Origin of the sequence: Streptomyces sp. NRRL S-646 (assembly GCF_000720765.1) — a bacterium.
In the GTDB taxonomy this organism is placed as follows: Bacteria; Actinomycetota; Actinomycetes; order Streptomycetales; family Streptomycetaceae; genus Streptomyces.
Window position 1 is genome coordinate 1 of record NZ_JODC01000041.1, and the last position, 22143, is coordinate 22143.

General features: G+C 68.8%; 19 protein-coding genes and 4 pseudogenes. 10 read left to right on the forward strand and 13 right to left on the reverse strand.

Annotated features, from left to right (window positions below; all coding sequences use genetic code 11):
* Nucleotides 1-176: 176 nt before the first annotated feature.
* Nucleotides 177-557, forward strand: a pseudogene (locus IH68_RS0147555) (IS5/IS1182 family transposase); the annotation flags it as partial.
* 129 nt (nt 558-686) lie between these two features.
* Here the strand turns inward: IH68_RS0147555 and IH68_RS0147560 are convergent.
* The 6 genes from IH68_RS0147560 to IH68_RS0147585 are packed head-to-tail and all read right to left on the reverse strand — an operon-like array spanning nt 687 to nt 6988.
* Nucleotides 687-2189, reverse strand: a complete 1503-nt coding sequence (locus tag IH68_RS0147560; protein WP_078912948.1) for an aldehyde dehydrogenase family protein — start codon at nt 2187-2189, stop codon at nt 687-689.
* A gap of 4 nt (nt 2190-2193) precedes the next feature.
* Nucleotides 2194-3240: a branched-chain amino acid ABC transporter permease gene (locus tag IH68_RS0147565; protein ID WP_051834124.1), complete on the reverse strand. Its 1047-nt coding sequence runs from the start codon at nt 3238-3240 to the stop codon at nt 2194-2196.
* Nucleotides 3237-4115, reverse strand: coding sequence for a branched-chain amino acid ABC transporter permease (locus tag IH68_RS0147570; RefSeq protein ID WP_030949754.1), 879 nt, complete (start codon nt 4113-4115; stop codon nt 3237-3239). The genes IH68_RS0147565 and IH68_RS0147570 overlap by 4 nt, the downstream gene beginning before the upstream one ends.
* The gene (locus tag IH68_RS0147575; RefSeq protein ID WP_030949756.1) at nt 4112-4879 is read right to left on the reverse strand and encodes an ABC transporter ATP-binding protein; all 768 of its coding nucleotides are present in this window, start codon (nt 4877-4879) and stop codon (nt 4112-4114) included. Before IH68_RS0147575 ends, IH68_RS0147570 begins: the two co-directional genes overlap by 4 nt.
* A complete protein-coding gene (locus IH68_RS0147580) occupies nt 4872-5648 on the reverse strand; it encodes an ABC transporter ATP-binding protein (RefSeq protein ID WP_051834125.1) in 777 nt (258 codons plus the stop codon). The genes IH68_RS0147575 and IH68_RS0147580 overlap by 8 nt, the downstream gene beginning before the upstream one ends.
* Complete coding sequence (locus IH68_RS0147585) at nt 5645-6988, reverse strand: ABC transporter substrate-binding protein (RefSeq protein ID WP_107057669.1); 1344 nt, start codon at nt 6986-6988, stop codon at nt 5645-5647. Before IH68_RS0147585 ends, IH68_RS0147580 begins: the two co-directional genes overlap by 4 nt.
* A 104-nt stretch (nt 6989-7092) precedes the next feature.
* Here IH68_RS0147585 and IH68_RS0147590 point away from each other — a divergent pair, with 104 nt between their 5' ends.
* From IH68_RS0147590 to IH68_RS56865, 4 genes are all read left to right on the forward strand, one after another.
* On the forward strand, nt 7093-7977 hold the full coding sequence (locus IH68_RS0147590; protein ID WP_063763614.1) for an IclR family transcriptional regulator: 885 nt from the start codon (nt 7093-7095) through the stop codon (nt 7975-7977).
* Between the two features lie 176 nt (nt 7978-8153).
* Nucleotides 8154-9260: an NAD(P)-dependent alcohol dehydrogenase gene (locus tag IH68_RS0147595; protein ID WP_030949765.1), complete on the forward strand. Its 1107-nt coding sequence runs from the start codon at nt 8154-8156 to the stop codon at nt 9258-9260.
* 58 nt (nt 9261-9318) lie between these two features.
* On the forward strand, nt 9319-10779 hold the full coding sequence (locus IH68_RS0147600) for an aldehyde dehydrogenase family protein (RefSeq protein ID WP_030949768.1): 1461 nt from the start codon (nt 9319-9321) through the stop codon (nt 10777-10779).
* A gap of 137 nt (nt 10780-10916) precedes the next feature.
* Nucleotides 10917-11099 carry a hypothetical protein gene (locus IH68_RS56865; RefSeq protein WP_159403876.1) on the forward strand — a complete coding sequence of 61 codons (183 nt, stop codon included), beginning with the start codon at nt 10917-10919 and terminating at the stop codon, nt 11097-11099.
* Nucleotides 11100-11635: 536 nt separating this feature from the next.
* Here IH68_RS56865 and IH68_RS0147610 read toward each other — a convergent pair.
* The 4 genes and pseudogenes from IH68_RS0147610 to IH68_RS0147625 form a co-directional block, all read right to left on the reverse strand.
* Nucleotides 11636-12700 (reverse strand): NUDIX hydrolase, encoded by a 1065-nt coding sequence (locus IH68_RS0147610; RefSeq protein WP_234341838.1) that lies wholly within the window; start codon nt 12698-12700, stop codon nt 11636-11638.
* 56 nt (nt 12701-12756) lie between these two features.
* Nucleotides 12757-13194, reverse strand: a complete 438-nt coding sequence (locus tag IH68_RS51100; protein WP_234341839.1) for an NUDIX domain-containing protein — start codon at nt 13192-13194, stop codon at nt 12757-12759.
* A gap of 107 nt (nt 13195-13301) precedes the next feature.
* Nucleotides 13302-13676 (reverse strand): annotated as a pseudogene (locus IH68_RS54695) (ISAzo13-like element transposase-related protein); the annotation flags it as partial.
* A 265-nt stretch (nt 13677-13941) separates the two neighbouring features.
* The gene (locus tag IH68_RS0147625) at nt 13942-14409 is read right to left on the reverse strand and encodes a MarR family winged helix-turn-helix transcriptional regulator (protein ID WP_234341840.1); all 468 of its coding nucleotides are present in this window, start codon (nt 14407-14409) and stop codon (nt 13942-13944) included.
* A gap of 201 nt (nt 14410-14610) precedes the next feature.
* Between IH68_RS0147625 and IH68_RS0147630 the strand changes: the two genes are divergently transcribed.
* The 3 genes from IH68_RS0147630 to IH68_RS0147645 all read left to right on the forward strand — a co-directional run bounded on the left by IH68_RS0147630 (nt 14611) and on the right by IH68_RS0147645 (nt 17087).
* Entirely contained in the window at nt 14611-15345 is a 735-nt protein-coding gene (locus tag IH68_RS0147630; RefSeq protein ID WP_030949777.1) for an SDR family NAD(P)-dependent oxidoreductase, read from the forward strand.
* A gap of 170 nt (nt 15346-15515) precedes the next feature.
* A complete protein-coding gene (locus IH68_RS0147640) occupies nt 15516-16370 on the forward strand; it encodes an LLM class flavin-dependent oxidoreductase (RefSeq protein ID WP_030949778.1) in 855 nt (284 codons plus the stop codon).
* 99 nt (nt 16371-16469) lie between these two features.
* Nucleotides 16470-17087 carry an NADPH-dependent F420 reductase gene (locus tag IH68_RS0147645; protein ID WP_030949780.1) on the forward strand — a complete coding sequence of 206 codons (618 nt, stop codon included), beginning with the start codon at nt 16470-16472 and terminating at the stop codon, nt 17085-17087.
* A 224-nt stretch (nt 17088-17311) separates the two neighbouring features.
* On the opposite strand, the gene IH68_RS0147650 is transcribed toward IH68_RS0147645, so the two are convergent.
* Nucleotides 17312-17533, reverse strand: a complete 222-nt coding sequence (locus IH68_RS0147650) for a hypothetical protein (protein ID WP_159403877.1) — start codon at nt 17531-17533, stop codon at nt 17312-17314.
* 230 nt (nt 17534-17763) lie between these two features.
* Between IH68_RS0147650 and IH68_RS51105 the strand changes: the two are divergent.
* Nucleotides 17764-18314 (forward strand): annotated as a pseudogene (locus IH68_RS51105) (flavoprotein).
* A gap of 309 nt (nt 18315-18623) precedes the next feature.
* Here the strand turns inward: IH68_RS51105 and IH68_RS51110 are convergent.
* Nucleotides 18624-19923, reverse strand: a pseudogene (locus IH68_RS51110) (helix-turn-helix domain-containing protein).
* A gap of 184 nt (nt 19924-20107) precedes the next feature.
* Between IH68_RS51110 and IH68_RS0147665 the strand changes: the two are divergent.
* On the forward strand, nt 20108-20572 hold the full coding sequence (locus tag IH68_RS0147665; RefSeq protein WP_030949786.1) for a glycine-rich domain-containing protein: 465 nt from the start codon (nt 20108-20110) through the stop codon (nt 20570-20572).
* A gap of 825 nt (nt 20573-21397) precedes the next feature.
* On the opposite strand, the gene IH68_RS0147670 is transcribed toward IH68_RS0147665, so the two are convergent.
* Nucleotides 21398-22063: a nitroreductase gene (locus IH68_RS0147670; protein ID WP_030949788.1), complete on the reverse strand. Its 666-nt coding sequence runs from the start codon at nt 22061-22063 to the stop codon at nt 21398-21400.
* Nucleotides 22064-22143: the final 80 nt, after the last annotated feature.

Here is a 22143-nt window from a genome sequence, read left to right on the forward strand (position 1 = left end):
GCACAGCAGGCCCGGGCCGCCCAACCGGCATGAAGAACAAGCACCGCGCACGACAGCACCCCGTCGGGAAACAGGGCAAACCGAACCTCGCGGCAGCCGCCACAAGCAGCAAGGCTGCATAAACGCCAAGCTAAGGGCTGTCCCGTAACGGCTGATCTCGGCGACATGATCTTGTCGTGCCCGGTCTGATCACGGCGTCGGAGCCGTCCTGGATAGTCCCCTTCGCCGGCCTGAGCCCGCGGCAGTTCGGCAAGCTGGTCACCACTCCGCGGCGCGAAGGCGCGGACCCTGCCTGCAAGGGTCGGCCGTGGAGCCTGCCGTTGCCCGATCGGGTCCTGCTGGTCACCGCGTATTGGCGGACGAACCTGACGCTGCGGCAGCTCGGCTCGCTGTTCGGTGTGTCCAAGTCGGCTGCTGCGCGCATCGTCGGGCATCTCGGACCGTTACTCGCCCGGCGGCAGCGCAAGCGGTTCCGCAAGGAGGCCGTGCTGATCGTGGACAGGACTCTGGTCCCCACCCCTGATCACACTGTCGCCGAGCAGTCGAAGAACTATCGGTTGCGTCGCGGTGCTGGATGCCGGCGGGCGTCACCGTGATCATCACCGGCAGGCCGAGCGTGTCCACGGTGATCTGTCGCTTGCGGCCATTGACTTTTTTTCGCTGCGTCGTGCTGCCGCCGCAACTTGTCAGAACGGGAAGTCGCGCGGCTCCCCGCGCACCGTGATCCAGCGGAGTTCGGTGAACTCCTCGGCCGCGAAGCCCGTGCCGAAGCGGCCCCAGCCGCTCTCCTTCACACCCCCGAAGGGCATGTTGGGCTCGTCGTTGACCGGTTGGTCGTTGACATGCACGATCCCTGCCTCGAGGCGGCGGGCGATGTCCAGTCCGCGATGGGCGTCGCCGGTCAGGACACCCGCGGTCAGCCCATAGCGGGAGGCGTTGGCGCGCTCCACGGCGTGGTCGGTGTCGTCGACCGTCTCCAGGATCACGACCGGGCCGAAGGTCTCGTCGAAGGCGAGTTCGGCGTCCTCGGGGACGTCGGTCAGGACGGTGGGCGGGTAGCACGGCGGAGCCGCCGTGCCCCCGGTCAGGAGGCGGGCGCCCATCGAGACGGCCTCCTCGACGCGGCGGTCCAGGAGGGACAGCGCCCATTTGTTGATCACCGGTCCGACCACGGTGCGTGGATCGTGCGGATCGCCGACGGGCAGCGCCGCCGCCTTCTCGGTGAACAGGCGGGTGAACTGCTCCGCGACCGGTCGCTCGACGTAGATCCGGCGGGCGCACATGCACACCTGTCCCTGGTGCACGAACGCGCCGTAGATCGCGGCGTCGACCGCGTAAGCGAGGTCGGCGTCGGCGAGGACGAGAAGCGGGTTCTGGCCGCTGAGCTGGAGGACGATGCGCTTGAGGTGACGGCCGGCCATCTCGGCGAGGCGTCGGCCGGTGGGCGTGGAGCCGGTGAAGTTGACGCGGCGCACCGCGGGATGGGAGAGGAGCGCGTCCGCTATGGCACCCGCGTCGCCAGGGGCATGGGTGATCACGTTGAGGACGCCCGGAGGGAGTCCGGCCTCGGCGAAGATCTCCGCCCAGAGCGTGCCGCCGGTGAGGGGAGACTCCTCGGACGGCTTGAGGACGACCGTGTTGCCGAGGGCGATCGGGCCGACGATGCTGCGACCGGACAGCACCAGGGAAGCGTTCCACGGGGCGATGGCCGCGACGACTCCGACCGGTTGACGGACGGCGAGCGCCCGGGTGCCGGGGATGTCGGAGGGCAGCACCTGCCCGACGGCGGTGTAGGGGAGTCCGGCGGCCTGGCGGAGCAGCGAGACGCTGAAGTCCAGCTGGACCGTCGCGAAGTGGCGGCCGCACCCCGTCTCACTCGTCAGCAGCCCGATGACCTCCTCGCGACGGCGGTCGATGATGTCACTCGCGCGCAGCAGGACCTGCTGTCGCTCGGCCGGCAGCGCGTCGGCCCACCCGGCGAAGGCCGTCTGGGCGGCGTCCACCGCGCGGCGAGCGTCCTCGGCATCGCCGGCGGCGACCGTCGCCATGACGGATCCGGTCCAGGGGTCGTGGTCGGGGTAGGTTCCTCCGCCCAGCGGCTCGGTCCACTCACCGCCGATGTGGTGGCGCACCGTGACCGGCAGATCCGGTCGGCCCGCGTCCGCCGCCGTGGGGTCAGGAACGTTCACCTGGTCAAGTCTCCCTCGATGACGAGTGGGGACGGGCCCCCTGCCGCCGCAGATGGTAACCGACGGGTAGCAACTGGACGTGCAGCCGGTCGTTCAGCAGACTCCACAGGCCGCGCGGGAGGAAGAGAGCGAACGCCACGGCGGCCAGTCCGAGCCCGATGAGGTACCAGGCCCCCTGGTCGGCGAAGAAGTACTGCACGGCGAAGAAGAGCACGGCGCCGATGATCGGCCCCTCGAAGGTGCCGATGCCGCCGACCAGCACCATGAAGATCATGTATGCCGACCACTGCACCCCGAAGATCGACTGGGGCTGGATGAACAGGGTGTTGGCCAGGGTGAGCGCGCCCGCTGCACCGCATCCGAAGCCGGCGAGGACGAACAGCACGAGTTTGAGCGGCCTGACGCGCACGCCGAGCGAGGCGGCGGCGTCCTCGTCGTCGCGGATCGCCTGTAGTGCCGCTCCGGTGCGGTGCCGCAGCAGGAGGAACAGCAGGACGAGCAGGAGGACGGCGAAGGCGAGGGTGAGCCAGTAGGTGAACGCGCGGCGCACCTCGGGGGTGTAGCCGCTCAGCCCCTGGAGGGAGACGCCGGTTCCGCCTCCGAGACTCTGGTCGAGCATGACGAACAGGGCGATCGCCTCGGCGACGACCCAGGTGCCCACGGCGAACTGGCCGCCGCGCAGCCGCAGGACCAGCAGGGAGAGCACCGCCGCGAGCACGGCGGAGGCGAGGGATGCCAGGACTACGGCGAGGTACGGCTGTATGCCGCGCTGGGTGAGGTAGATCGTGCCGTACGCGCCGAACCCGATGAAGGCCTGCTGGCCGACGGAGACGAGCCCGGCATATCCGGCCAGGGCGTTCCACATGACGGCGAGGATGAGGAAGATCAGCAGGCTGGTGAGCTGCTGGACGATGTTCGCGCCGAGCACCTGGGGGACGGCGAACAGGGCGAGCGCGACGAGGACGAGGGCACTGGAACCGATGCGGGACGCCAGTCCGGCACGCTGGACGGACCATGCGCCGGGCGGGGATGGGGCGGCTGCTGTGGTCATGCGTGGGCTCTCCGGGTGGCGATGAACCGGCCGCGGGGACCGGCCAGGATGACGAGGAAGACCAGGTGCCCGGCGAGGATCGCGTACTGCGGGTCGATCTGGGCACCGAGGGTCTGGGCGATGCCGAGGACGACGCCGCCGGTCAGCGTTCCCCACAGGGATCCCAGGCCGCCGATGACGACCGCTTCGAAGGCGAAGATGAGCTGGGTGGGGCCGCTGGAGGCGTCGAAGGTGGAGTGGACGGCGAGGAAGGTCCCGGCCAGGGCGGCGACCGCGACGGCGATCGCGGCGGCGCGGGCGTAGACGGACGCGGCCGGTACGCCCACGAGGGCCGCGGTGTCCGGGTCCTGCGCGGTGGCGCGCATCTCCCGGCCGAATCCGGTGCGTTGCAGCAGGAACTGGAGGGCGCCGAGGACCGCGACGGCGACGGCGAGGATGAGCACGCCGAGGTACGGGACGGACAACTGGTCGGTGATCTTCCAGCTGCCGGTCGACAGTGAGCCCACTGACGGGCCGAGGGAGCGCACGTCCGGGGAGAAGATCTGCAGCAGGGCGTTCTGCAGGACGATGGCGAGTCCGAAGGTCGTCAGCAGCGGGGTGAGTTCACCGCCACGCAGGCTGCGGGCCAGGACGGTGCGCTGGAGGGCGTAGCCGAGGGCGAGCATCACCGGGAGCACCGCGAGCAGCGCCAGGAACGGTGACACGTCGGCCTGGGTGGAGACCCACCAGACCCCGAACGCGCCGAGCACGGCGAGGTCGCCGTGGGCGAGGTTGATGATGCGCATGACGCCGAACAGCAGGGACAGGCCGCAGGCGAAGAGTGCGTACAGGCCGCCGAGGAAGAGGCCCTGGACGATGGCGTTGATCCAGCTCATGTCCGCTCCGGAGTGGGGTGGGCCGCCGGTGTGTCGACCGGGGCGGAGGTCGTACTCACACGGCCGAGACCGAAGTAGGCGTCGGTGACCTGGTCGCGGGTGACCTCGCCGACGGGGGCGTCGAGGACGACGCGGCCCTCGAGCATGCAGACCACGCGGTCCGCCACCCTCATCGCGCGGCTGAGGTCCTGTTCGACCAGGACGACGGTGGCGCCGTCGGCGATGAGTGCCGTGAGTGACTCGTAGACGGCGTCGACGGCGACCGGTGCCAGGCCGAGCGAGACCTCGTCGACCAGCAGCAGCCTGGGGTTGGTCATCAGGGCGCGGCCGATGGAGGTGGCCTGCTGCTGGCCGCCGGAGAGGCTGCCCGCCCGCTTGTGGCGGATCGGCCGCAGCAGGGGGAAGGCGTCCAGGACGGTGTCGACGCTCCAGGGTCCGGGTCTGGCGCGTCGGCCGGCGACGAGCAGGTTCTCCTCGACGGTGAGGTCGGGGAAGAGCTTGCGGCCCTCGGGAACGAGGGCCAGGCCGCGTCCCACGCGCCGGTGCGCCGCCAGGCCGGTGACGTCGTTCCCGTCGAAGGCGATGGTTCCTCCGGCAGCCGGATGGGCTCCGGCCACCGTGCGCAACAAGGTCGACTTCCCGGCTCCGTTGGCGCCCACCAGGGCCACGGTCTCGCCGTCCGACACCGTCAGCGACAGGTCCCGTACGGCGGGGAGGAGTCCGTGGCGGGCGTCGAGGTGGGAAATGTGCAGCAGGTCAGCCATGGCTGCCCCTTCCCAGGTAGGCGTCGACGACGTGCGCGTCACGCAGAACCGCCTCGGGCTCACCCTCGGCGAGGACCCGCCCGGCGTCCATGCACACCAGGCGGTCGATGACCTGCACCAGGACGTGGACGATGTGCTCGATCCACACGATGCTGATGCCGAGCGTCCGCAACTGCTTGATGGTGGCGACGAGTTCGGCGGCCTCGGCGTCGGTGAGGCCGCCGCCGATCTCGTCGAGGAGCAGGACGCGTGGGTCGGTCGCGAGTGAGCGGGCGAGTTCGAGCCGCTTGCGGTGCAGCAGACCGAGGCTCTCGGCGCGCCTGTTGGCGAGGTCGATCAGCCCGCACAGTTCCAGGACTTCGATGCACCTTCGGTGGGCCGCGCGCCGCGCCAGCCGGGTGCCGTAGGAGGCGCCGACCAGGACGTTCTCCAGCACGGTCATCCCGCCGAAGGGGCGCGGGATCTGGAACGCCCGGCCGATCCCCTGGCGGCAGCGCAGCTCCGGTCGCATCGACGTGATGTCGTGGCCGTCGAGGTGGATGGTGCCCCGGTCCGGTGTGACCGATCCGGCCAGGGCGTTCAACAGGGTTGTCTTCCCGGCGCCGTTGGGGCCGACGATGCCGACCGCCTCGCCGGCGCCGACGCGGAAGTCGACGCCGTCCAGGACGCGCAGGTCGCCGTAGTTCAGGGTGAGGCCGGCCCCCACGAGGACGTGCTGGAGGTCCTCCGTCCTCGTGGGGTCGGCCGCCGGGGTGCTCACGGCGCTCATGCGGTGTAGGGGCGCAGTCGCGCGGCGACGGGGACGTTGGGGTCGCTGGAGTTCTCGCACAGGACGAAGTCCAGCTTGTACGGGCTGCCCTTGGCGGCCTGCACCCACTGGCCGCCGAGGATGGGGGTGGCGACGACGTTGGCGTTGGGTCCCTTGCCCCACCGGAGCCTGCCGACCGGGGTCTGCACGTCGAGACCGGCGATCGCCTTGGCGACGGCCTTCTTGTCCTTGGGGTCGGTGGCCGCCTGGAACGCGGCGGCTGCGGCGTCGAACAGGGCGAGGCTGGGGCCGAGTTGCTGGGTCCACTGCTTGCCGGACGACTTCTGGTAGCCGTCGGCCAGGTCCTTGGACGAGATCTTGGTGAGGGAGGAGCTGTAGGGGAAGGTCGGGGTCCAGTAGGCGCCGCCCGCGATGCCGATGCCTATGGAGCCCAGCGCCTCGACCTGCGAGGGGAACAGGCCCGTCTTGGCGAGCTGCACGATCTTGGGCTTGTAGCCCTGCTGTGCGGCCTGCCGCCAGAAGGTGGCGAAGTCGGAGGGGATGGGGAAGGTGTTGAAGATCTCGCAGTGCTCGGACTTGAACTTGGCGATCTGCGACGAGTAGTCGTTGGTGCCGTCGGTGTAGGCGCCGGGGTCGACGATGTCGTAGCCGCCCTTCTTCAGCAGCGGCCCGAGTGCCTGCCGGATGGCGTTGCCGTCGGAGTCGTTGGGCCACATGACGCCGGTCTTCTTGTTCGTCTTCACCTGCGGCCACAGGTGGGTGTACGCCTGGTGGAACTGCTCGACGCCGAAGCAGAAGTGGAAGGTGTACTGGTATGCCTGCTTCTGGGTCGGCTTGGCTCCACGGCCGAAGTACCAGGCCTCCCAGGGGACGACGGTGGAGATGCACGGGACGCCCGCGGCCTCGCACGCGTCGGAGACCGGGTTGACCGTCTCCGGCGTCGACGTGGTGAGCATCAGGTCGACGCCCTCGGCGTTGATCAGGTCGTTGGCCACCTGGGAGCCGCGCTGTGGGTTGGACTGGCCGTCCTTGTCGATGATCTTGACCTGGTACTTCTTGCCGCCGATGGTCAGGCCGTCGGCGAGGGCCTTGCGGGCGAGGCTGAGGACGTACGCGTCCGGCTCGCCGAAGCCGGCCGCGGGGCCGGTGCGCGGGCTGACGAACCCGATCTTCAGTGTGGCCGCTCCGCTGCTGCTGCCGCCGCTGCCGCCGCTGCCGACCTTGCAGGCGGCGAGCAGCGGACTTGCCAGGGCGAGTCCGGACATACCGAGGCCCGCCGTGCGCAGAATCTGGCGTCTGCTGGGTTCGGGAGACGGTTCGGACATAGGAGATTTAGGCATGTTTGCCCTCCTGGTGAACCAAAGGTGGGGGGAACGTAGGAGCGGCTGTCACGAAAGTCAACGCGGCGTTCTAATAGCTGAAACATTCGGCGCTACCATGCGGCATGACCTCACGGACACCGTCGTCGGGATCCGACGAGCCCCTGACCCCCCTGGCAGCCGACGACGCCGAGGCCCCGGCATCACCCCCGAAGGCCGCCGCCGCGGGGTTCTCCCAGTCGCTGGAACGCGGGCTGCTGATCCTTTCGTCGTTCAGCGAGACCCGGCCCGTGCTGGGCATTTCCGACCTGGGGCGCGCGGTTGGTCTCAACCGCAGCACCACCTACCGTTACGTGGCGACACTCGCCAAACTCGGCTACCTCCAGCAGGATCCGGACTCCCGGAAGTACTCCCTCGGGCCCCGGGTCGTCGACCTCGGGTTCGCGGCGATCAACTCCATGGAGATCACCCGTGTCGCCGGGCCGTTCCTCCAGGCCCTGTCGGACGAGACCGGCTACACCGTCAGCATGGCCGTGCTCGACGGCCCGGACATCGTGTACGTCGACCGGCGGCGCAGCGGTCGCGCGGGCACCTTCGCCATGGGCCTCCACCTGCATGTCGGCTCCCGCCTTCCGGCCTACTGCACCTCGATGGGCAAGGTGCTGCTCGCATACCAGGAGCCGGCCGTAGTGCGTGACCTGGTCGATCGCACGGACCTCGCCCGAAGGGGGCCGAAGACGATCACCGCGCGGGAGCAGCTCATGGTGGCGCTGGCGCGGGTCCGGCGTACCGGGTTCGCGCTCAACGACGAGGAACTCGCTCCGGGGCTGCGGTCGTTGGCCGCACCGGTACGGGACCGGTCCGGCGCCGTGGTGGCCGCGGTCAATGTCGCGGTGCACCTCACGGTGTGGAACGCCTCGGTGGAATCCGTCATGTCGCGCCTCGAAGCCCCCTTGCGGCGCGCCACGACCGAGATCTCCACCCGGCTCGGCCATCGGCCACAGGCTTGATCCGAGACGTTCAGGCGGTCTGTTTGAATAAATGAAACGCTAGTTCCTATATAAGGAACAGCACGGCCTCGTTTCATTGACAGCGGCTCCAGACGGGCGCAGACTCACGCCGCCACATTCCGTGGACGTTATTCCACCAGGCGAACAGAGTGGTTCCCTGTGTCCGGGAGGCCGTCATGCGTATACAAGCCGCCGTCTTCGACAGGCAGGACGGCCCGTTCCAGCTCCAGGACGCCGAGTTGGACGAGCCGGGCGCGGGCGAGGTCCTCGTGCGGATCGCGGCCACCGGGATCTGCCACACCGACGGCCTGGCGCGCCACGGCGATCTCCCCTTCCCTGCCCCCGGGGTGCTCGGCCACGAAGGCGCCGGTGTCGTGATCGCCGTGGGTCCCGAGGTCACGTCGGTGCGGGAAGGCGACCACGTCGTGATCGGCTGGCCGTGGTGCGGCGAGTGCCGCAACTGCCTTTCCGGTGAGCCCCGTTACTGCGCCCGGCTCGGCGAACTCCTCGTCGGCGGAGTCCGGCCGGGGACCGGGGCCTCGGCCCTGAGCCGCCCGGACGGGGGCACCCTCCACGGACACTTCTTCGGCCAGTCCTCGTTCGCCACTCACTCCCTGACTCGGGCCAACAGCCTGGTGAAGGTCCCGCACGACGTCCCACTCGACCTGCTCGGCCCCCTGGCCTGCGGGTTGTCCACCGGAGCGGGCGCCGTGCTGAACACGCTGCGCCCGCAGACCGGCTCCAGTCTCGTGATCTACGGCACCGGCTCGGTGGGACTGGCCGCCGTCATGGCGGCCCGCAACAGCGGCGCGACCACGATCATCGCGGTCGACCGGCACGCCACCCGGCTGCAGCTGGCGAAGGAACTCGGCGCCACACACACCGTGAACGCCGGCGACGCGGACCCCGTCACCGCCGTGCACGACATCTGCGGCGGGCCCGCCGACAACGCCCTGGAGTGCACCGGCATCATCTCCGTCGTACGCCAGGCCGCCGACTCGGTCGGCATGCTCGGCACCTGCGCGATCATCGGCGGCGCCCCGGCGGGAGCCGAGTTCACCCTCGACCACCTCACCACCCTGTGGGGCAAGCGCATCGTCGGCGTCCTCGGCGGCGGCGGTCGCAGCACCGAACTCATCGGCGCGCTCATCGAGTTGTACCGCCAGGGCCGCTTCCCCATGGAACGCCTCGTCTCCTGGTTCGCCTTCGACCAGATCGAGCAGGCGCTTGAGGCGTCGCACGCCGGCGACGTCATCAAGCCGATCGTCCGTATGCCCGCCTGAGCCGCCCCGCACGTTCTGTGGCCCCGCCACGACCGCCCCGAACTGAAAGAAGCCCGTCATGTCTCTCACCCGCGAACTTTTCATCGGCGGCAAGGACGTGCCCGCCCTCTCCGGCCGCACCGCCGAGGACATCAACCCCTACACCGGCGGGGTCTACGCGACCGTCGCCGCGGCCGGCCCGGAGGACGTGACCCGGGCCGTGGACGCCGCCGACGCGGCGTTCGCCGAATGGGCCGCGGTCACGCCGTTCGCCCGTCGCGCGATCTTCCTCAAGGCGGCGGATCTGCTGGACGCACGTGCTGAGCAGGTGGCCGAGATCATGGCCCACGAGGCCGGCGGTACCAGGCCCTGGGCGTTCTTCAACGTGGCGCTGGCGGCGAACATCCTGCGGGAGGCGGCCGCCGCGATCACCGCTCCGCGCGGTGAGGTGCTCAGCGCACAGGAGGAAGGCGCGCTGGGCCTGGCCGTGCGGGAACCGCTGGGCGTGGTCGCGGCGTTCGCACCGTGGAACGCTCCGGTCATCCTCGGTGTCCGGGCCGTGGCGGCGCCGCTCGCCGTCGGCAACACGGTCGTCGTCAAGCCCAGCGAGGACGCGCCGATCGCCTGCGGACTGCTCGTCGCGGACGTGCTGCGCGAGGCGGGACTGCCCGCCGGGGTACTCAATGTGATCACCAACGCCCGCGAGGACGCGGCGGGAATCGCTGAGGCACTGATCGCCGATCCCCGGGTGCGTGCCGTGAACTTCACCGGCTCCACCGGCATCGGCCGGATCATCGGCACCCACGCGGCGAAGCATCTCAAGCCGGCCGTGCTCGAACTGGGCGGCAAGAACGCGGTGATCGTCCTGGACGACGCGGACGTGGACTACGCCGTCGACGCCGTCACCTTCAGCGTGTTCATGAACTCCGGGCAGATCTGCATGTCCGGCGACCGCGTCCTCGTACACGAGTCGCTGGCCGAGGAGTTCACCCGGAAGTTCACCGCCAAGGTCGCCTCCCTCCAGGCCGGAGACCCCGCCCACCCGCACACCGTGGTGGGTCCGCTGGTCACCACCTCCGCCGCACAGCGTGTCGCCGCCTTGGTGCAGGACGCGGTCGCCAAGGGCGCCACCGTGCTGACGGGCGGCGGACAGCCGGCGGGCGCGGTGCACGCGGCAACCGTGCTCACCGACGTGCCCAAAGACGCGGACCTCTACTACGCGGAGGCCTTCGGGCCGGTCTGCGTCGTCGAGACGTTTGGCGACGACGACACCGCCGTGGCCCTCGCCAACGACACCGACAATGGCCTGACCTGCGGCATCATCACCGAGAACGCCACCCACGGGCTCAGCGTCGCCCGCCGGATCCGTACCGGCATCGTGCACATCAACGACCAGTCCGTGGCCGACGAACCCAACGCCCCCTTTGGAGGCGTGAAGGCCTCCGGATACGGCCGGTTCGGCGGACGGTGGGGCATCGAGGCGTTCTCCAACACCCGCTGGGTGACGATCGCGACCCAGCAGGCCCATTACCCCTTCTGATCGATCCCCCCGGGCACAAGACACGAGGCCTGCACCCTCCCCAGGAAGGTGCAGGCCTCGTAGTGGTCCTGGCGGGTGAGGCCTGAGGGTTGCCGTTGACGCTCTTCTCCGCGACCGGTTGGAGGGCGTCATCGGATATGTCGGAGGCCACGCGGTCGACACAGAACCCGAAGCACGAGCCACCCAGGCCAGCGGCATCACCGCAGAGGAGTGGGTGGACGGAGTTCGCCAAGCGGGTGCGGGAGTTCGCGGAGACGGACCGGTACCGCTACGACGAGCTGGCCGCCCACATCGGCTACCGGGGAGCAGCCGCCTCGTAGGTGTAGGCGGGCCGGAGTTCTTCGACTTAGAGGGCATCTGATCTAGGTAGTTGGTGTTCTGGGATGTTTTTGTGACTGGCGTCGTTGACGCCAGGTCGACCAACGGTTCCGCGGCGTTTTGACTGTCAATGCTGTGCCACGGGGGATGGCTGGCGCGCGGTGAGCCGCTCCCGAGGCCGCTGCGCGCGTACAGCACCGCCCGGCCGGACCGTGCCCGGGCGACCAGGCCACACGTCACCAGCACCGACAGATGCTGCGACACGGCGCTGGGCGTGACCCCGGCGCCCGGGCAAGTGACGCGGTTGGTCAGGGTGTCGAGGATCGGTCCTGATGGCCGTGTCTGGGGCGGGAGTTGAGCGTGCGGCTGGGCGTGGTGGGTGGGTGACACGGCGAGGCCGCGCATTGCGTCGGTGTTGCCGTGCAGGTCCGCGACCCAAGGCAGGGTGTGCGAGATGGACATTGGGTCGAAGTCGCAGAGCACCGCGGCGCGCTGCTCCTCGCTGAAGTCGGATCGCAGCGCCACCACCGAGCGGATGTCATCGTCTGGGTCCTGCGAGCCAGGCGTAGCTCAGGTCCGCGTCGTCTGCGATCGAGCGCGGGCGGTAGTGCGCTGCGCACGGGACGGAGGGGGCGCGCAGCAGTTGGCGGATGTCTGACGTAATCGGACGTGGCACCCCTCGACTGGGCTGGTGCCTGCTCCGACCATAACTTGTGCTGGCCTTGGTGCGCGGTGCACCGGGCGTGCGGGGGTGTTTCCAGCGGCCCGCGTAGATGGCGATGGGCACGACCGCGCCGGCGTCGTCGCAGGCGTACTCGGTGCCGAACGGGGTCAGATCAGCGATGTCGAGGCCGGCTTCCTCGGCCAGTTCGCGCCGCACCGTGTGTTCCAGGGTGGCGTCCTGGGGTTCTCGGCCGCCGCCCAGCAGGGACCACATGCCCGGCTCCCAGATCCGGCCGGGGAAGTAGTCGCGGAGGTGGAGCAAGTACTCGCCGCGGTCGTTGTAGATCAGTGCGGAGGCGTTGGCCGTCTCCGGGTCGACCTGGAGCGGGAGCTTGAGGAGCTTCTCGCGCAGGGAGGGGGAGGCCGCCCTGTCCACGGGCCGCCACTCGATGCCGCCGACCTCCTCTTCCTGCAGCACCACCTCTACCTCGTTCGCGGTGTGCAGGCGGAAGAGGAACCGGAGGTCGAAGTGCTGGTGGCCGGGTTCGTCTTTGCCCGGGTGGGCGTCGATGTCGTGGATGTCGATGTCGAACGGCACTGTCTCGTAGCCGGGCCACGGCGTGACGGCCTGGGGCGGGATTCCGGTCTCCTCGTGCAGCTCCCGTAGCGCCGCTGCTGGCAGGGACTCGTCGGTGGGCTCGGTGTGTCCGCCGGGGGCGAGGACCTTCCCGCTCGCCAGGTGCAGCACGTGCAGGACGCGGCCGAGCGAGTCGATGACGATCGCGCCGCAGGTGACGTGTCCGGTGAAGGTGGAGCGGCTGGCGATGTCGGTGGGCCGGTCGAGGGCGTCCAGGAGTGCGCCGAGCTGCGTGCGCTCGTGTGGGTGGCGCGCGAGGTAGGTCTCGACGGTGGTGCGGATGTGGTCGTGCGACAACGGCATGGGGCTACCTCAGAGGTGCGTGGAGCGGGGCGAGTCGAGGCGGGGGACCGTTCGGGTCAGCTCAGCCGCATCCCCTCCGCAGGAATCTCCTCGATGGCGGCGGAGCGAGCGGCGGGCAGGCCCCACCGCTCGCGTGCTGTCTCCACTGCGAGCTGGGCTTGCCGCGCGCCGGGCGGGCCCCATCCCAGCAGGGCGGCTGCCTGGGCGGGGGTGGTGAGCAGGCGGGCGAAGGGGTGGCCGGTGGCGGGGTCGACGGCGGCCCGCCCGATGGTGGTGACCCGGGCGGCCAGGCGGAGCCGGGCGTTGGGCCCCACGCCGCCGTAGACCTCGCCGGTCTCGTCCAGCACCCAGCCCAGTCGCACCGGATCGGTCAGGGTGAGCTGGGCTTCCTCGGCGGCTTCGCGGTGCAGGGTGTCCTCGGGCGTCGCGTCGGTCGTCTCCACGGTGCCGCCGGGCAGCATGGGCAGCGCGCCCCGCGGGCCGGGGTCGGCCAACTGATGCAGCGCAGTATTGGATCCCGTCGAATGGTTCCGCACGGGTAGCTCTTCTCCCACATCACCATGAGGTGGCTAATCCGGCCGCGGACGGGCGGGACCGCATCCAGCTCCGCTGCCAGCTTCCGGGTCGACTTCGTCGTCCAGCGCAGGGGCGACATCGGGTCGCCCCGCTCGTCGGGCTCGACCAGGGCAAGCAGCGCTGGCCGCAGTCCCGGATCGAGGTCCACAGCCTTCTTCCGGCCCCCACCAGGACGACGGACCCGCCCCAACAGGGGTCGGCCAGAGTCCAGTTCAGCCGCACCGCGCGAGACCGTACCCTCTTGGACCCCGGCCGCAGCAGCGACGCGCCTGATTCCGCCATGCCCCAGCGACAGCGCTTCCGCCCCTATAGCCAGCCGACGCTGACGCTCGTCCAGATGCGGTAACAACACCTGAAACTTCGCAGCCAGGACGGCCTCGATCCCCTCCGGTCTCCCCATACCAGACCAACGAGTCCCACAACTGGAAGCCACGACTTGATTCCCGGCAAGCCCAAAGCATTACCGAGACGAGAGCGGAGAGCATGTGTGCTTCCTTCTCGGAGCCAAGCCGTGCTCAGCCCGCCGCCTGCGCGTCCGGCGCTCAGATGCTGTCGCCGCGGTAGGCCAAGGTGCGCACCGCCAGCGAGCGTACGGTGTGCGCCGAGGCGTTGAGACGATGGTGTCGGGGGAGTGGGAGCTGGCGCCCGGGGTGCATCGGCTTCGCTCAGCGAGGTCCTTCTGCGTTTTCGAGCTTGGCCCAGATCCGGGCGATGGCAGCGATGTCATCGTCGTCGAGGGGATCGACGAAATATTTCTTGACCGAGTCTTCGAAGGTTCGTCTGACCGTCTCGGCGAAGCGTCGGCCGCTCTCGGTGAAGCTGATGAGCGACACCCGACCGTCGCCTTGGTGGGCTCCCCGTTGCAGGTGCCCGGCATCGATCAGTCCCTGAACCAACCGTGACGCTCTGGTCGGGCTGACGCTGACGAGTTTGCCGGACAGACCTCGAACCGACTGAGGCTCGGCCTCCAGGAGCCAGCACAGGATCTCGACGGAACTGAACGAGATCTTGTGCCGATCCAACAGCACGGCGTCGATCCGCCTAGTGACCGCCGCGTGGGTGAGCAGCAGCCCAAACCAGCCGTCGACCTGAGCCGGGGAAATGATGCGCGGTTGCGACACGGGTGCTCTCACGCCCGGAAGTATACCCACGAAGTGGATGCCCGCTCACTTAGGTGCGCGCGCACGCATCTGTTACGGTAGGTGTGTAGCTGTGAACGGGAGAACGTGCCCGCTGCGGAACGCCTCGCACGAGCGGGGCCCAGCGCGGCCCGAAGAACCGCGCAGGTTTATGCCTCGCGCGGCCGTCCGGCCGACAGAAAGGTAGAGGTCAACATGCCCAAGCTTGATGACAAAGTCGCTGTGATCACCGGAGCAACCTCCGGGATGGCGTTGGCGACGGCCAAGTTGTTCGTGGCCGAAGGCGCCTACGTGTACATCACTGGGCGCGACAAGGGTCGGCTAGACGAGGCTGTCGCCGCCATCGGTCACAACGTGACGGGCGTACAGGCGGACTCGGGCAATCTGGACGACCTGGCTCGCCTGGCCGAAACCGTACGGGAAGACCACGGTCGCGTCGACGTCCTCTTCGCGAGCGCCGGCGTCGCGTCGGTGACCGACCCGCTGGGAAGTATCACCCCCGATACGTTCGATGCGCTGGTGGGCGTCAACTTCCGCGGCACGGTGTTCACCGTTCAGTACCTGTTGCCCCTGATGAGCGACGGAGCGTCGATCATCCTGAACGGCACGAACAGCGCGACCAAGGGCATCCCCGGTGCCGGTGTCTACTCGGCGAGCAAGGCCGCCATTCGTTCACTCGCCCGCACCTGGGCAGCGGAGTTGAAGGTCCGCGGTATCCGGGTGAATGTCGTCAGTCCCGGTTCGATCGACACCGCGCTCTTCAGCACCGTGCCTCCCGAGTTCCGGGAACAGATCACCGCCGCCATCCCGCTGGGACGGCTGGGGACCAGCGAGGAGATCGGGGCTGCCGCGTTGTTCCTGGCCTCCTCGGACGCCAGCTTCGTCACGGGCGCGAACCTGGTCGTCGACGGCGGGTTCAGCCAGATCTGACCGTGCGGGGCGACCGAAGGCGTGCCTCATCTCAGCGCTCCGACCGGACCGCACCACGAGACCAGCCGGGCCGAGCCCCGCTACAACATCATCGGCGCCCTGCTCTGACTCCACGCGGTACGCGACGACGGCGCGGGGCCGCCACGAACGAACGACGGAAAGGGACAGCGATGCCCGACTACGGTCATCCCCTGCGTTTCGCAACATTCCTTGGCCCCACCAATTCCCCGCCCAGCCGTCCGGTCGAGTTGGCGCAGCTGAGTGAGCGGCTCGGTTTCGACTTCGTCACCTTCCAGGACCATCCCTACCGGTCGAGCTATCTCGATACCTGGACTCTGCTGAGCTGGGTGGCTGCACGGACCGAGCGCATCGGGGTGTCCGGCAACGTGCTGAACCTGCCGCTGCGCCAGCCCCCCGGTGTACTCGCCCGCGCGGCGGCCAGCCTCGATCTGCTCTCCGGTGGACGAGCCAGCCTCGGGCTCGGAGCCGGTTACTTCTGGGATGCCGTGCAGGCGATCGGCGGACGGCGGTTGACCCCGCTGCAGGGCGTTGCGGCACTTGAGGAGGCAATCGACATCATCCGCGGGGTCTGGGATGCCGACGGGCCGGGCGGCTTGGACGTTGACGGCGAGTTTTATGCGGTCCACGGCGCCGAGCGGGGACCCGCGCCCGCCCACGAGATCCCGATCTGGCTCGGCGCCCACAAGCCGAAGATGCAGGGCTTGGTGGGACGCAAGGCCGATGGCTGGCTGCCGTCACTGCCGATGATGGAGCCGGGCGGCGTGGCAAAGGGAAACACGATCATCGACGACGCAGCCCGGGCCGCCGGCCGAGACCCCCGCGAGATCACCCGTCTGCTCAACATCTTCCCCGGCCAGCAAACTCCGGAGGAACTGACCCGGCTGGCCGTCGAGGACGGCGTCAGCAACTTCATTCTGGCCAGCGACGACCAGGACGTCATCGAGCGCTTCGCCGCTGAGACCGTCCCCGCGGTACGCGAACACGTCGCCCGGGAACGCAACTAGCCCCCGAGCCGACGCTGCGTGGCCAAAGCGCTTGATGCAGCCCACCAGATCGGCAACCCACTCCTTACCAGCAGCACATGGACAGCAAAGGAACACGTCATGACCACCATCAGCATCATCGGATCGGGCAACATGGCCACCGCTATCGGCACCCGCGCAGCCAAGCACGGCCACGCGATCGAGCTGATGAGCCGCAACACCGCCAAGGCGTCGGCGCTGGCCGACCAGATCGGCCACGGAGCCACCACCGGCGAGTTCGGCGCACCGCCGGCAGGTGACATCGTCATCGTGGCCGTCCCGTACACCGGCGTAGTCGACGTGGTCACGCACTACGGGGACGCGCTTGCCGGTAAGGTCCTCGTGGACATCTCCAATCCCTTCAGCGCCGATGCCAGCGGACTGGCGACCGCCCCGGGCAGCTCGGCAGCTCAGGAGATCGCCGCTGCCGCCCCCAAGGGCACACCTGTCGTGAAGGCGCTGAACTCGCTCTTCGGCCACGTCATCGCTCGTGACACCCCCCTGGACGCTTTCGTCGCGGGCGACGATGCCGCAGCGAAGGCCCACGTTGCGGCGTTCTTGGAGAGCATCGGCTTGCGGCCCCTGGACACGGGAGGGCTCGCGATGGCCTCGGTCCTCGAATGGACTGGCATCCTGCTGATGGGGCTGGCCCGCAACGGTGCCGGCTTCGACATCGCCCTCAGCGCCGTAGACCGCTGAACACCCTTCCGGTTTGGGCCGGCCGCCGAGGTGGTGACGGCGGAGACGGGAACCGATGCCCTGCCCGGGAGGCGCGCACGGGCTGGGCTGGCGGCGAGCGCAGGGCGGCGGCTTGAGCGACGCCGAGAGGGCTGCGCGGGAGCGGGTCCGGCTTCAAGCTGTGGCTTGCTTCGAGAGAGAAGCTGGCATAACCGAACAGCCCTGATCCAGAAGTAGTCAAACACTCACTCAGGGGCGGAGGGCGGTGGTTGGTCCTTCATCCGCATGGCGACGTAGCTGGCGCGGTCGGTGGCGGAGTGCTTATGCCAGCGGTGGGCAGTGGCGTCGCAAGTGCCGATGAGGTCGGCGAGCATCTTCCAGTGCACGGAGCTGACCAGGGAGAGCCAGGCGCCGTTGCGGGCTGGGCGGGTTGCGGGGATGCCGTGGCGGATGAGTCGCTCGCTCAAGGCGTTCGCGGTGAGGGGACGGCCGGGGCGCATGCCGGGGAAGAGGTAGGGGGTCGGGCGGGCGCGGGCAATGGCTGTCGGTGGTGTGCGGTCGTCGATCAGTCGTTGCAGTAGCGCGGACAGGCGAGGTCGGAGCCAGAGAACGGTACTCGCACGTCAAGACGCGAGTCAGGCGTCCGCCCCCGACTCCACCTGGATCGGGGGCGGTTGCACGTGATCGGATAGGAAACATGACCACCTCCCGCGTGCTATACCTCTTCAGCTCGGCCGCCCCGCCCGTCTTCGATGTCGCCAAAGTGATCGACGATGCGCAGGCCCGAGGCTTCGACGTCTGCCTCGGGCTCACTCCTACGGCCGCCCACTGGCTCAGTGACCAGTGCGAGGAGCTGAGCGGTTGACCGGGCACCCAGTACGGTCCGAGTACAAACTGCCGGGCGAGCCGGACGTATGGCCGCCGGCGGATGTCATCGTCGTCGCGCCGGCCACCTTCAACACGATGAACGCGTGGGCGCTTGGCATCACTCGGGACTTCGTGGTCGGAGTAGTCGCCGAGGGAATCGGGAAAGGGATCCCAATGGTGGCGATGCCGTGTGTGAACGCGGCCTATGTGCAACATCGACAGTTCGAGCGTAGCGTCACCGAGCTACGGGAAATGGGCGTCGAGGTGCTGTACGGGGAAGGTGGGTTCATCCCGAACCAGCCAGGTCAGGGCAAACCGAAGGAATACCCCTGGCGCCTCGCGCTCGATGCCGCTGAACGGATTGTCGGTATCGCCCCATAGCCTCGGTGTTCTCATCGCGATCGAGGACTGATTCCCCCACGACGCGCGCGGGGGAGCCGGGCCTCTCTCGTAGCAGTACCGTAAACATGGGCACTTGTGACACGGACACTACTGTCCGGTCATCCTCCCGCAGGTGTGACGCCCTGTGCCTTGAACGGAGTAGCAAATCATCCGTGAGGGAACGATCTACGCGACGGACAGCGAAATCGAAGAAGGCAACGTGTCGATTCTGTACGCGGTAGAGCGAATCACGGATCCGAGCTAACCCTGTTGAACTCAGAGCCGCCCATGACGTGAGCGGCGCTTCACTCAGCCCGCTGCCCCCTGCTGTCGTACAGCCGTATGCAGCTCGCGAACCCCGACGGTGCGCGGGTGCCGTTCCGCCAGCTCGTTCACGATGCTGCGGATGGCGGGCCGATCACGAACCTCCCCCGGGCTGGCCCGGTACGCGGACAGCAGAGCCTGGGCGGTCTGTTCAGGGCGCTGCCACGCCCACCAGGCCCGTGCCATGTCGGTGCCCAGGCGGGCCTTGCGCTCGGCAGTCGGAAACTGCGCGGGGCGCAGGTTCTTCCCGGCCTCCAGAGCGGCGCCCGCGTCTCCGAGAGCCCAGTGCACGCCAACCGCGTACAGATCGACGGCAGCCGGGCTGATGGGGAACAGGCGGCCTGCGGGGGCTGTCGCCGGCAGCTGCCGCGCGGCACGACGGGCCTCCTCGGTCATCGCCAGAGCCTCGGCGCGGTGTCCGCCGCGGGCTGCCGTGTATGCGAGGGTGCACAGCATTTGCGCGTATGCCGACGCCGACGCGTCCGTACGCAGGCCCGTCGCCTCCACGTTGACGGCTGCCGCCTTCATGATGCGCTGTGCCTCGTCGTTGCGCTCCTGGTGGCGCAGCACGATCGCCAGCTCACGGACGGCGGCCGCTGAGGCCAAGGGTGAACCGGACACCTCGGCCCACATACGGGCGCGGTCCGCCGTGAGGCGGGCTTGCTCATAGGAGCCGAGTTTGCTCAACACCGCGGCGGCCAGGCTGTAAACGGACGAAAGCCGGGGCCTGATCAAGTTCGCGGCGCGAGGACGCAGCGGCGTGCCCGTCGGCGATAAGGCCAGGCAGGACAGTGAGCAGGTGCTGGTGCGCGCCCTTGTCGTAGAACTCACGGGCGGTGGCCAGCCGAGCGTCCAGCGGACCGCCACCGGTCGGCGCGGGAGTGTCAGCCAGGGCCTCGTCCACTCCCATCAGCAGGGCGACCGGTCCGGCGGCCGCCGTTGCGGCGAGCAGCGTACGGCGACGCATTGGGTCCTCCTCGGCGTGCGGACTGGCCGTCACTCTAGTGGTCGCCGATGCCTTGGAGACGGGTGGCGCCAGAGAACTCACCAAGATGTGTCGCGGAACGCCGACCGCCTCAGCGGCACGGTGAATCAGCGTCAGGTCGACAACCCGGCTTCGGCGCTCCAGCCGGGAGACCGTAGCCGGTGAACAGCCGAGCCGGTCACCGAGAGCGGCGAGCGTCCAGGACCGGTGCTCGCGGCCAAGACGGATGAGAGCGCCGGGCCGCCGTTGCTCGGCTAACTCACGTGCCTTGGTGGTGTTCCAGAGCGGGTCAACGGGCACAAGCCCCTCCCACGCCACACAACCGGGGACCTCCACGGTACGAACACTCCACACGCATGTCGAGATTGCTTGCACGGCGTGCAAACCCCTTGCGCAGCAAGACAGTTGATCACCGCAGGCGACAGCGGCGCGGTCTGCTGAGTGCACCGCCCCGAACCGCGGGGCGTCATCGATCGGAGGCACCATGGCAACGGCTAGTGAACTCCTGCCAACCACCGACCCGGCGACCGGCCCGGTCCACTCCGCGCGAGAGGTCGTACCGGCCGAACTGTGGGACAAGCAGGTCGGGCTCCTCATGCGGGACTACCCGTACGACTCGATCATGGCTGCCCGCGTCCTCGGCCAGGGCTACGCCTACCTGCTGACCGCGATGCAGCACCGAGGTGAAGCCCTGGGGCTCGCCCCCAGCAAGCTAGTGGACATCGGCGTCCACACGATCATCCTGGACACCGTGGCCTACGCCGAGCTGTGCGACCGCTTCAATGGCGGCCACTTCCTGCACCATGTTCCCAAGGTCGCGATGAAGAGTGACGGGTCCGTCATGAAGACGGCCCACCGCATCGCGGCGGACGGCTGGGAGGTCGATCTGTCGCTCTGGGCCGACGCCGCCGAGTGCGGCCCCTGCCACCCCGGCAACGACTCTCACTGACCTAGGGCGTGTCCGATGGGTTCGGTGGCCGGACTCGTCGGGCACGCCCTGGCCAGAACCGTCCGTTTCCATGCAGGCCGCTATGTGACAGCGGGCAGCGCAAGATCCGGGTAGGCCAACATCCTGGGTTTGGCTGGCGGACAGCTCATCTCCCAGTGAGGCGCATCGACATCGTGCCGGTGAGGCAGTGGCGGAAGATACGAGATTCGAACTCGTGAGGAGTTGCCCCAACACGCTTTCCAAATGTTCGCCCGGGAGTGCGGGCGGTGGCGGGGCGGTCTTGACCTGCGGCGAAGGGGCCCGTCCAGCAGCTTTGGACGGTGCTGGACGGGGGCGAATCCAACCAGAACTGCAACCAGCGGAGCGCCGGTTTTACCTGGTCAATAGGCGGCCGGATCGAGGTCCACGACCTGGGCGAGAGCCGTCGGACACTGCCTGACCACCTGGGGTCTGTCCGACGGCTCGCCTGACGGCTGAACGTTATGGTCGCTTCGCCTGACTGGCGTCAGCCGAGGGGCAGCCCGCCTAGGAGGCCGCCCAGGAGGCCGTTAAGGGTAGCCAGAAGGCCAGCGAGCGCGTCCATATGAAACTCCATTCGATTAGTGGTTTATGCGATCTGAAAACCATTGGGCCGTCTCCCAAGAAACGGCTAGAGGGGCCCTGATCACTCATACGGGCGTGCTCCAACGTTCCTGCAGCGGAACGGGGCTGCCACCCCCGCCCCACATGCCCGGGAACGAGTCCTCGCCTCGGTTCGTCGCTGACCCATCAGACAGGCCCTAGGCCAGCCCTAGGCCCTGTCCTGTCGATCTCGGCCGTCAGCGGTCACACTCCGATGAAGCTCACCGTTTCCGTCATGTCCGCCCGCCCGGTACGCAGCCTTGGCACGCCTTCCTTCTCAAATCCCACTGAGATGCCGCAGTACAGCACAAGCTCGTCATCGGCTCCGACTGTTCGGCTGACGGTCTTGCGGTACATGGTCCACATCACCTGGGGGCAGCTGTGCAACCCTTCCGCCCTCAGCAACAGCATGACCGTCTGCAGGTACATCCCGGCGTCACCCCACTGTCCGGGCCCCATCGTCCGGTCGAGGTAGCAGAACAAGACGGCCGGCGCTCCGAACGCCTCCGAGTTCAAGGTAGCGATCTTCTGGGGCCGGTCGGGGTCGTCGCGCTCAATCCCGAGCGATTCGTTTCGCTGAGCCGCCGCAGCGGAGAAGCGGTCCAGATACGGCGAGGTCAGTTCGTCCGGGTACATCGGATACTCCCGCTCGTCACCCGGGTCTCCCGCCAGTGCTCTGGCCGTCGCGCGCCTCTTCAGTTCGGCCAAGGGTTCGCCGCTCACGACATACATGTGCCACGGCTGGAGGTTCCCGCTGGACGGAGCCCGCGTTGCTGCGGTCAGCACTCGTTCGAGGACCTCCTTGGGCACCGGCTCATCGCTGAACGCCCGTACGGCCCGGCGGCTGTCGACGGCCTCATACACATCCACGTCTTCGCGTCCTCTCATTCAACCGGGCCCCTCCACCGTATTCAGCGGTCAGGACCGAGCATCGCTGGGGGCTGGACGAC

What these genes read in the sequence shown, in the direction of transcription:
- IH68_RS0147595 (WP_030949765.1), top strand. Translation starts at nt 8,154, where the DNA reads ATGCGTATACAAGCCGCCGTCTTCGACAGGCAGGACGGCCCGTTCCAG.
- IH68_RS0147630 (WP_030949777.1), top strand. Translation starts at nt 14,611, where the DNA reads ATGCCCAAGCTTGATGACAAAGTCGCTGTGATCACCGGAGCAACCTCC.
- IH68_RS0147570 (WP_030949754.1), bottom strand. Translation starts at nt 4,115, where the DNA reads ATGAGCTGGATCAACGCCATCGTCCAGGGCCTCTTCCTCGGCGGCCTG.
- IH68_RS0147645 (WP_030949780.1), top strand. Translation starts at nt 16,470, where the DNA reads ATGACCACCATCAGCATCATCGGATCGGGCAACATGGCCACCGCTATC.
- IH68_RS0147665 (WP_030949786.1), top strand. Translation starts at nt 20,108, where the DNA reads ATGGCAACGGCTAGTGAACTCCTGCCAACCACCGACCCGGCGACCGGC.
- IH68_RS0147600 (WP_030949768.1), top strand. Translation starts at nt 9,319, where the DNA reads ATGTCTCTCACCCGCGAACTTTTCATCGGCGGCAAGGACGTGCCCGCC.
- IH68_RS0147565 (WP_051834124.1), bottom strand. Translation starts at nt 3,240, where the DNA reads ATGACCACAGCAGCCGCCCCATCCCCGCCCGGCGCATGGTCCGTCCAG.
- IH68_RS0147585 (WP_107057669.1), bottom strand. Translation starts at nt 6,988, where the DNA reads ATGCCTAAATCTCCTATGTCCGAACCGTCTCCCGAACCCAGCAGACGC.
- IH68_RS0147575 (WP_030949756.1), bottom strand. Translation starts at nt 4,879, where the DNA reads ATGGCTGACCTGCTGCACATTTCCCACCTCGACGCCCGCCACGGACTC.
- IH68_RS0147610 (WP_234341838.1), bottom strand. Translation starts at nt 12,700, where the DNA reads ATGCCGTTGTCGCACGACCACATCCGCACCACCGTCGAGACCTACCTC.
- IH68_RS0147580 (WP_051834125.1), bottom strand. Translation starts at nt 5,648, where the DNA reads ATGAGCGCCGTGAGCACCCCGGCGGCCGACCCCACGAGGACGGAGGAC.
- IH68_RS0147640 (WP_030949778.1), top strand. Translation starts at nt 15,516, where the DNA reads ATGCCCGACTACGGTCATCCCCTGCGTTTCGCAACATTCCTTGGCCCC.
- IH68_RS56865 (WP_159403876.1), top strand. Translation starts at nt 10,917, where the DNA reads ATGTCGGAGGCCACGCGGTCGACACAGAACCCGAAGCACGAGCCACCC.
- IH68_RS0147590 (WP_063763614.1), top strand. Translation starts at nt 7,093, where the DNA reads ATGACCTCACGGACACCGTCGTCGGGATCCGACGAGCCCCTGACCCCC.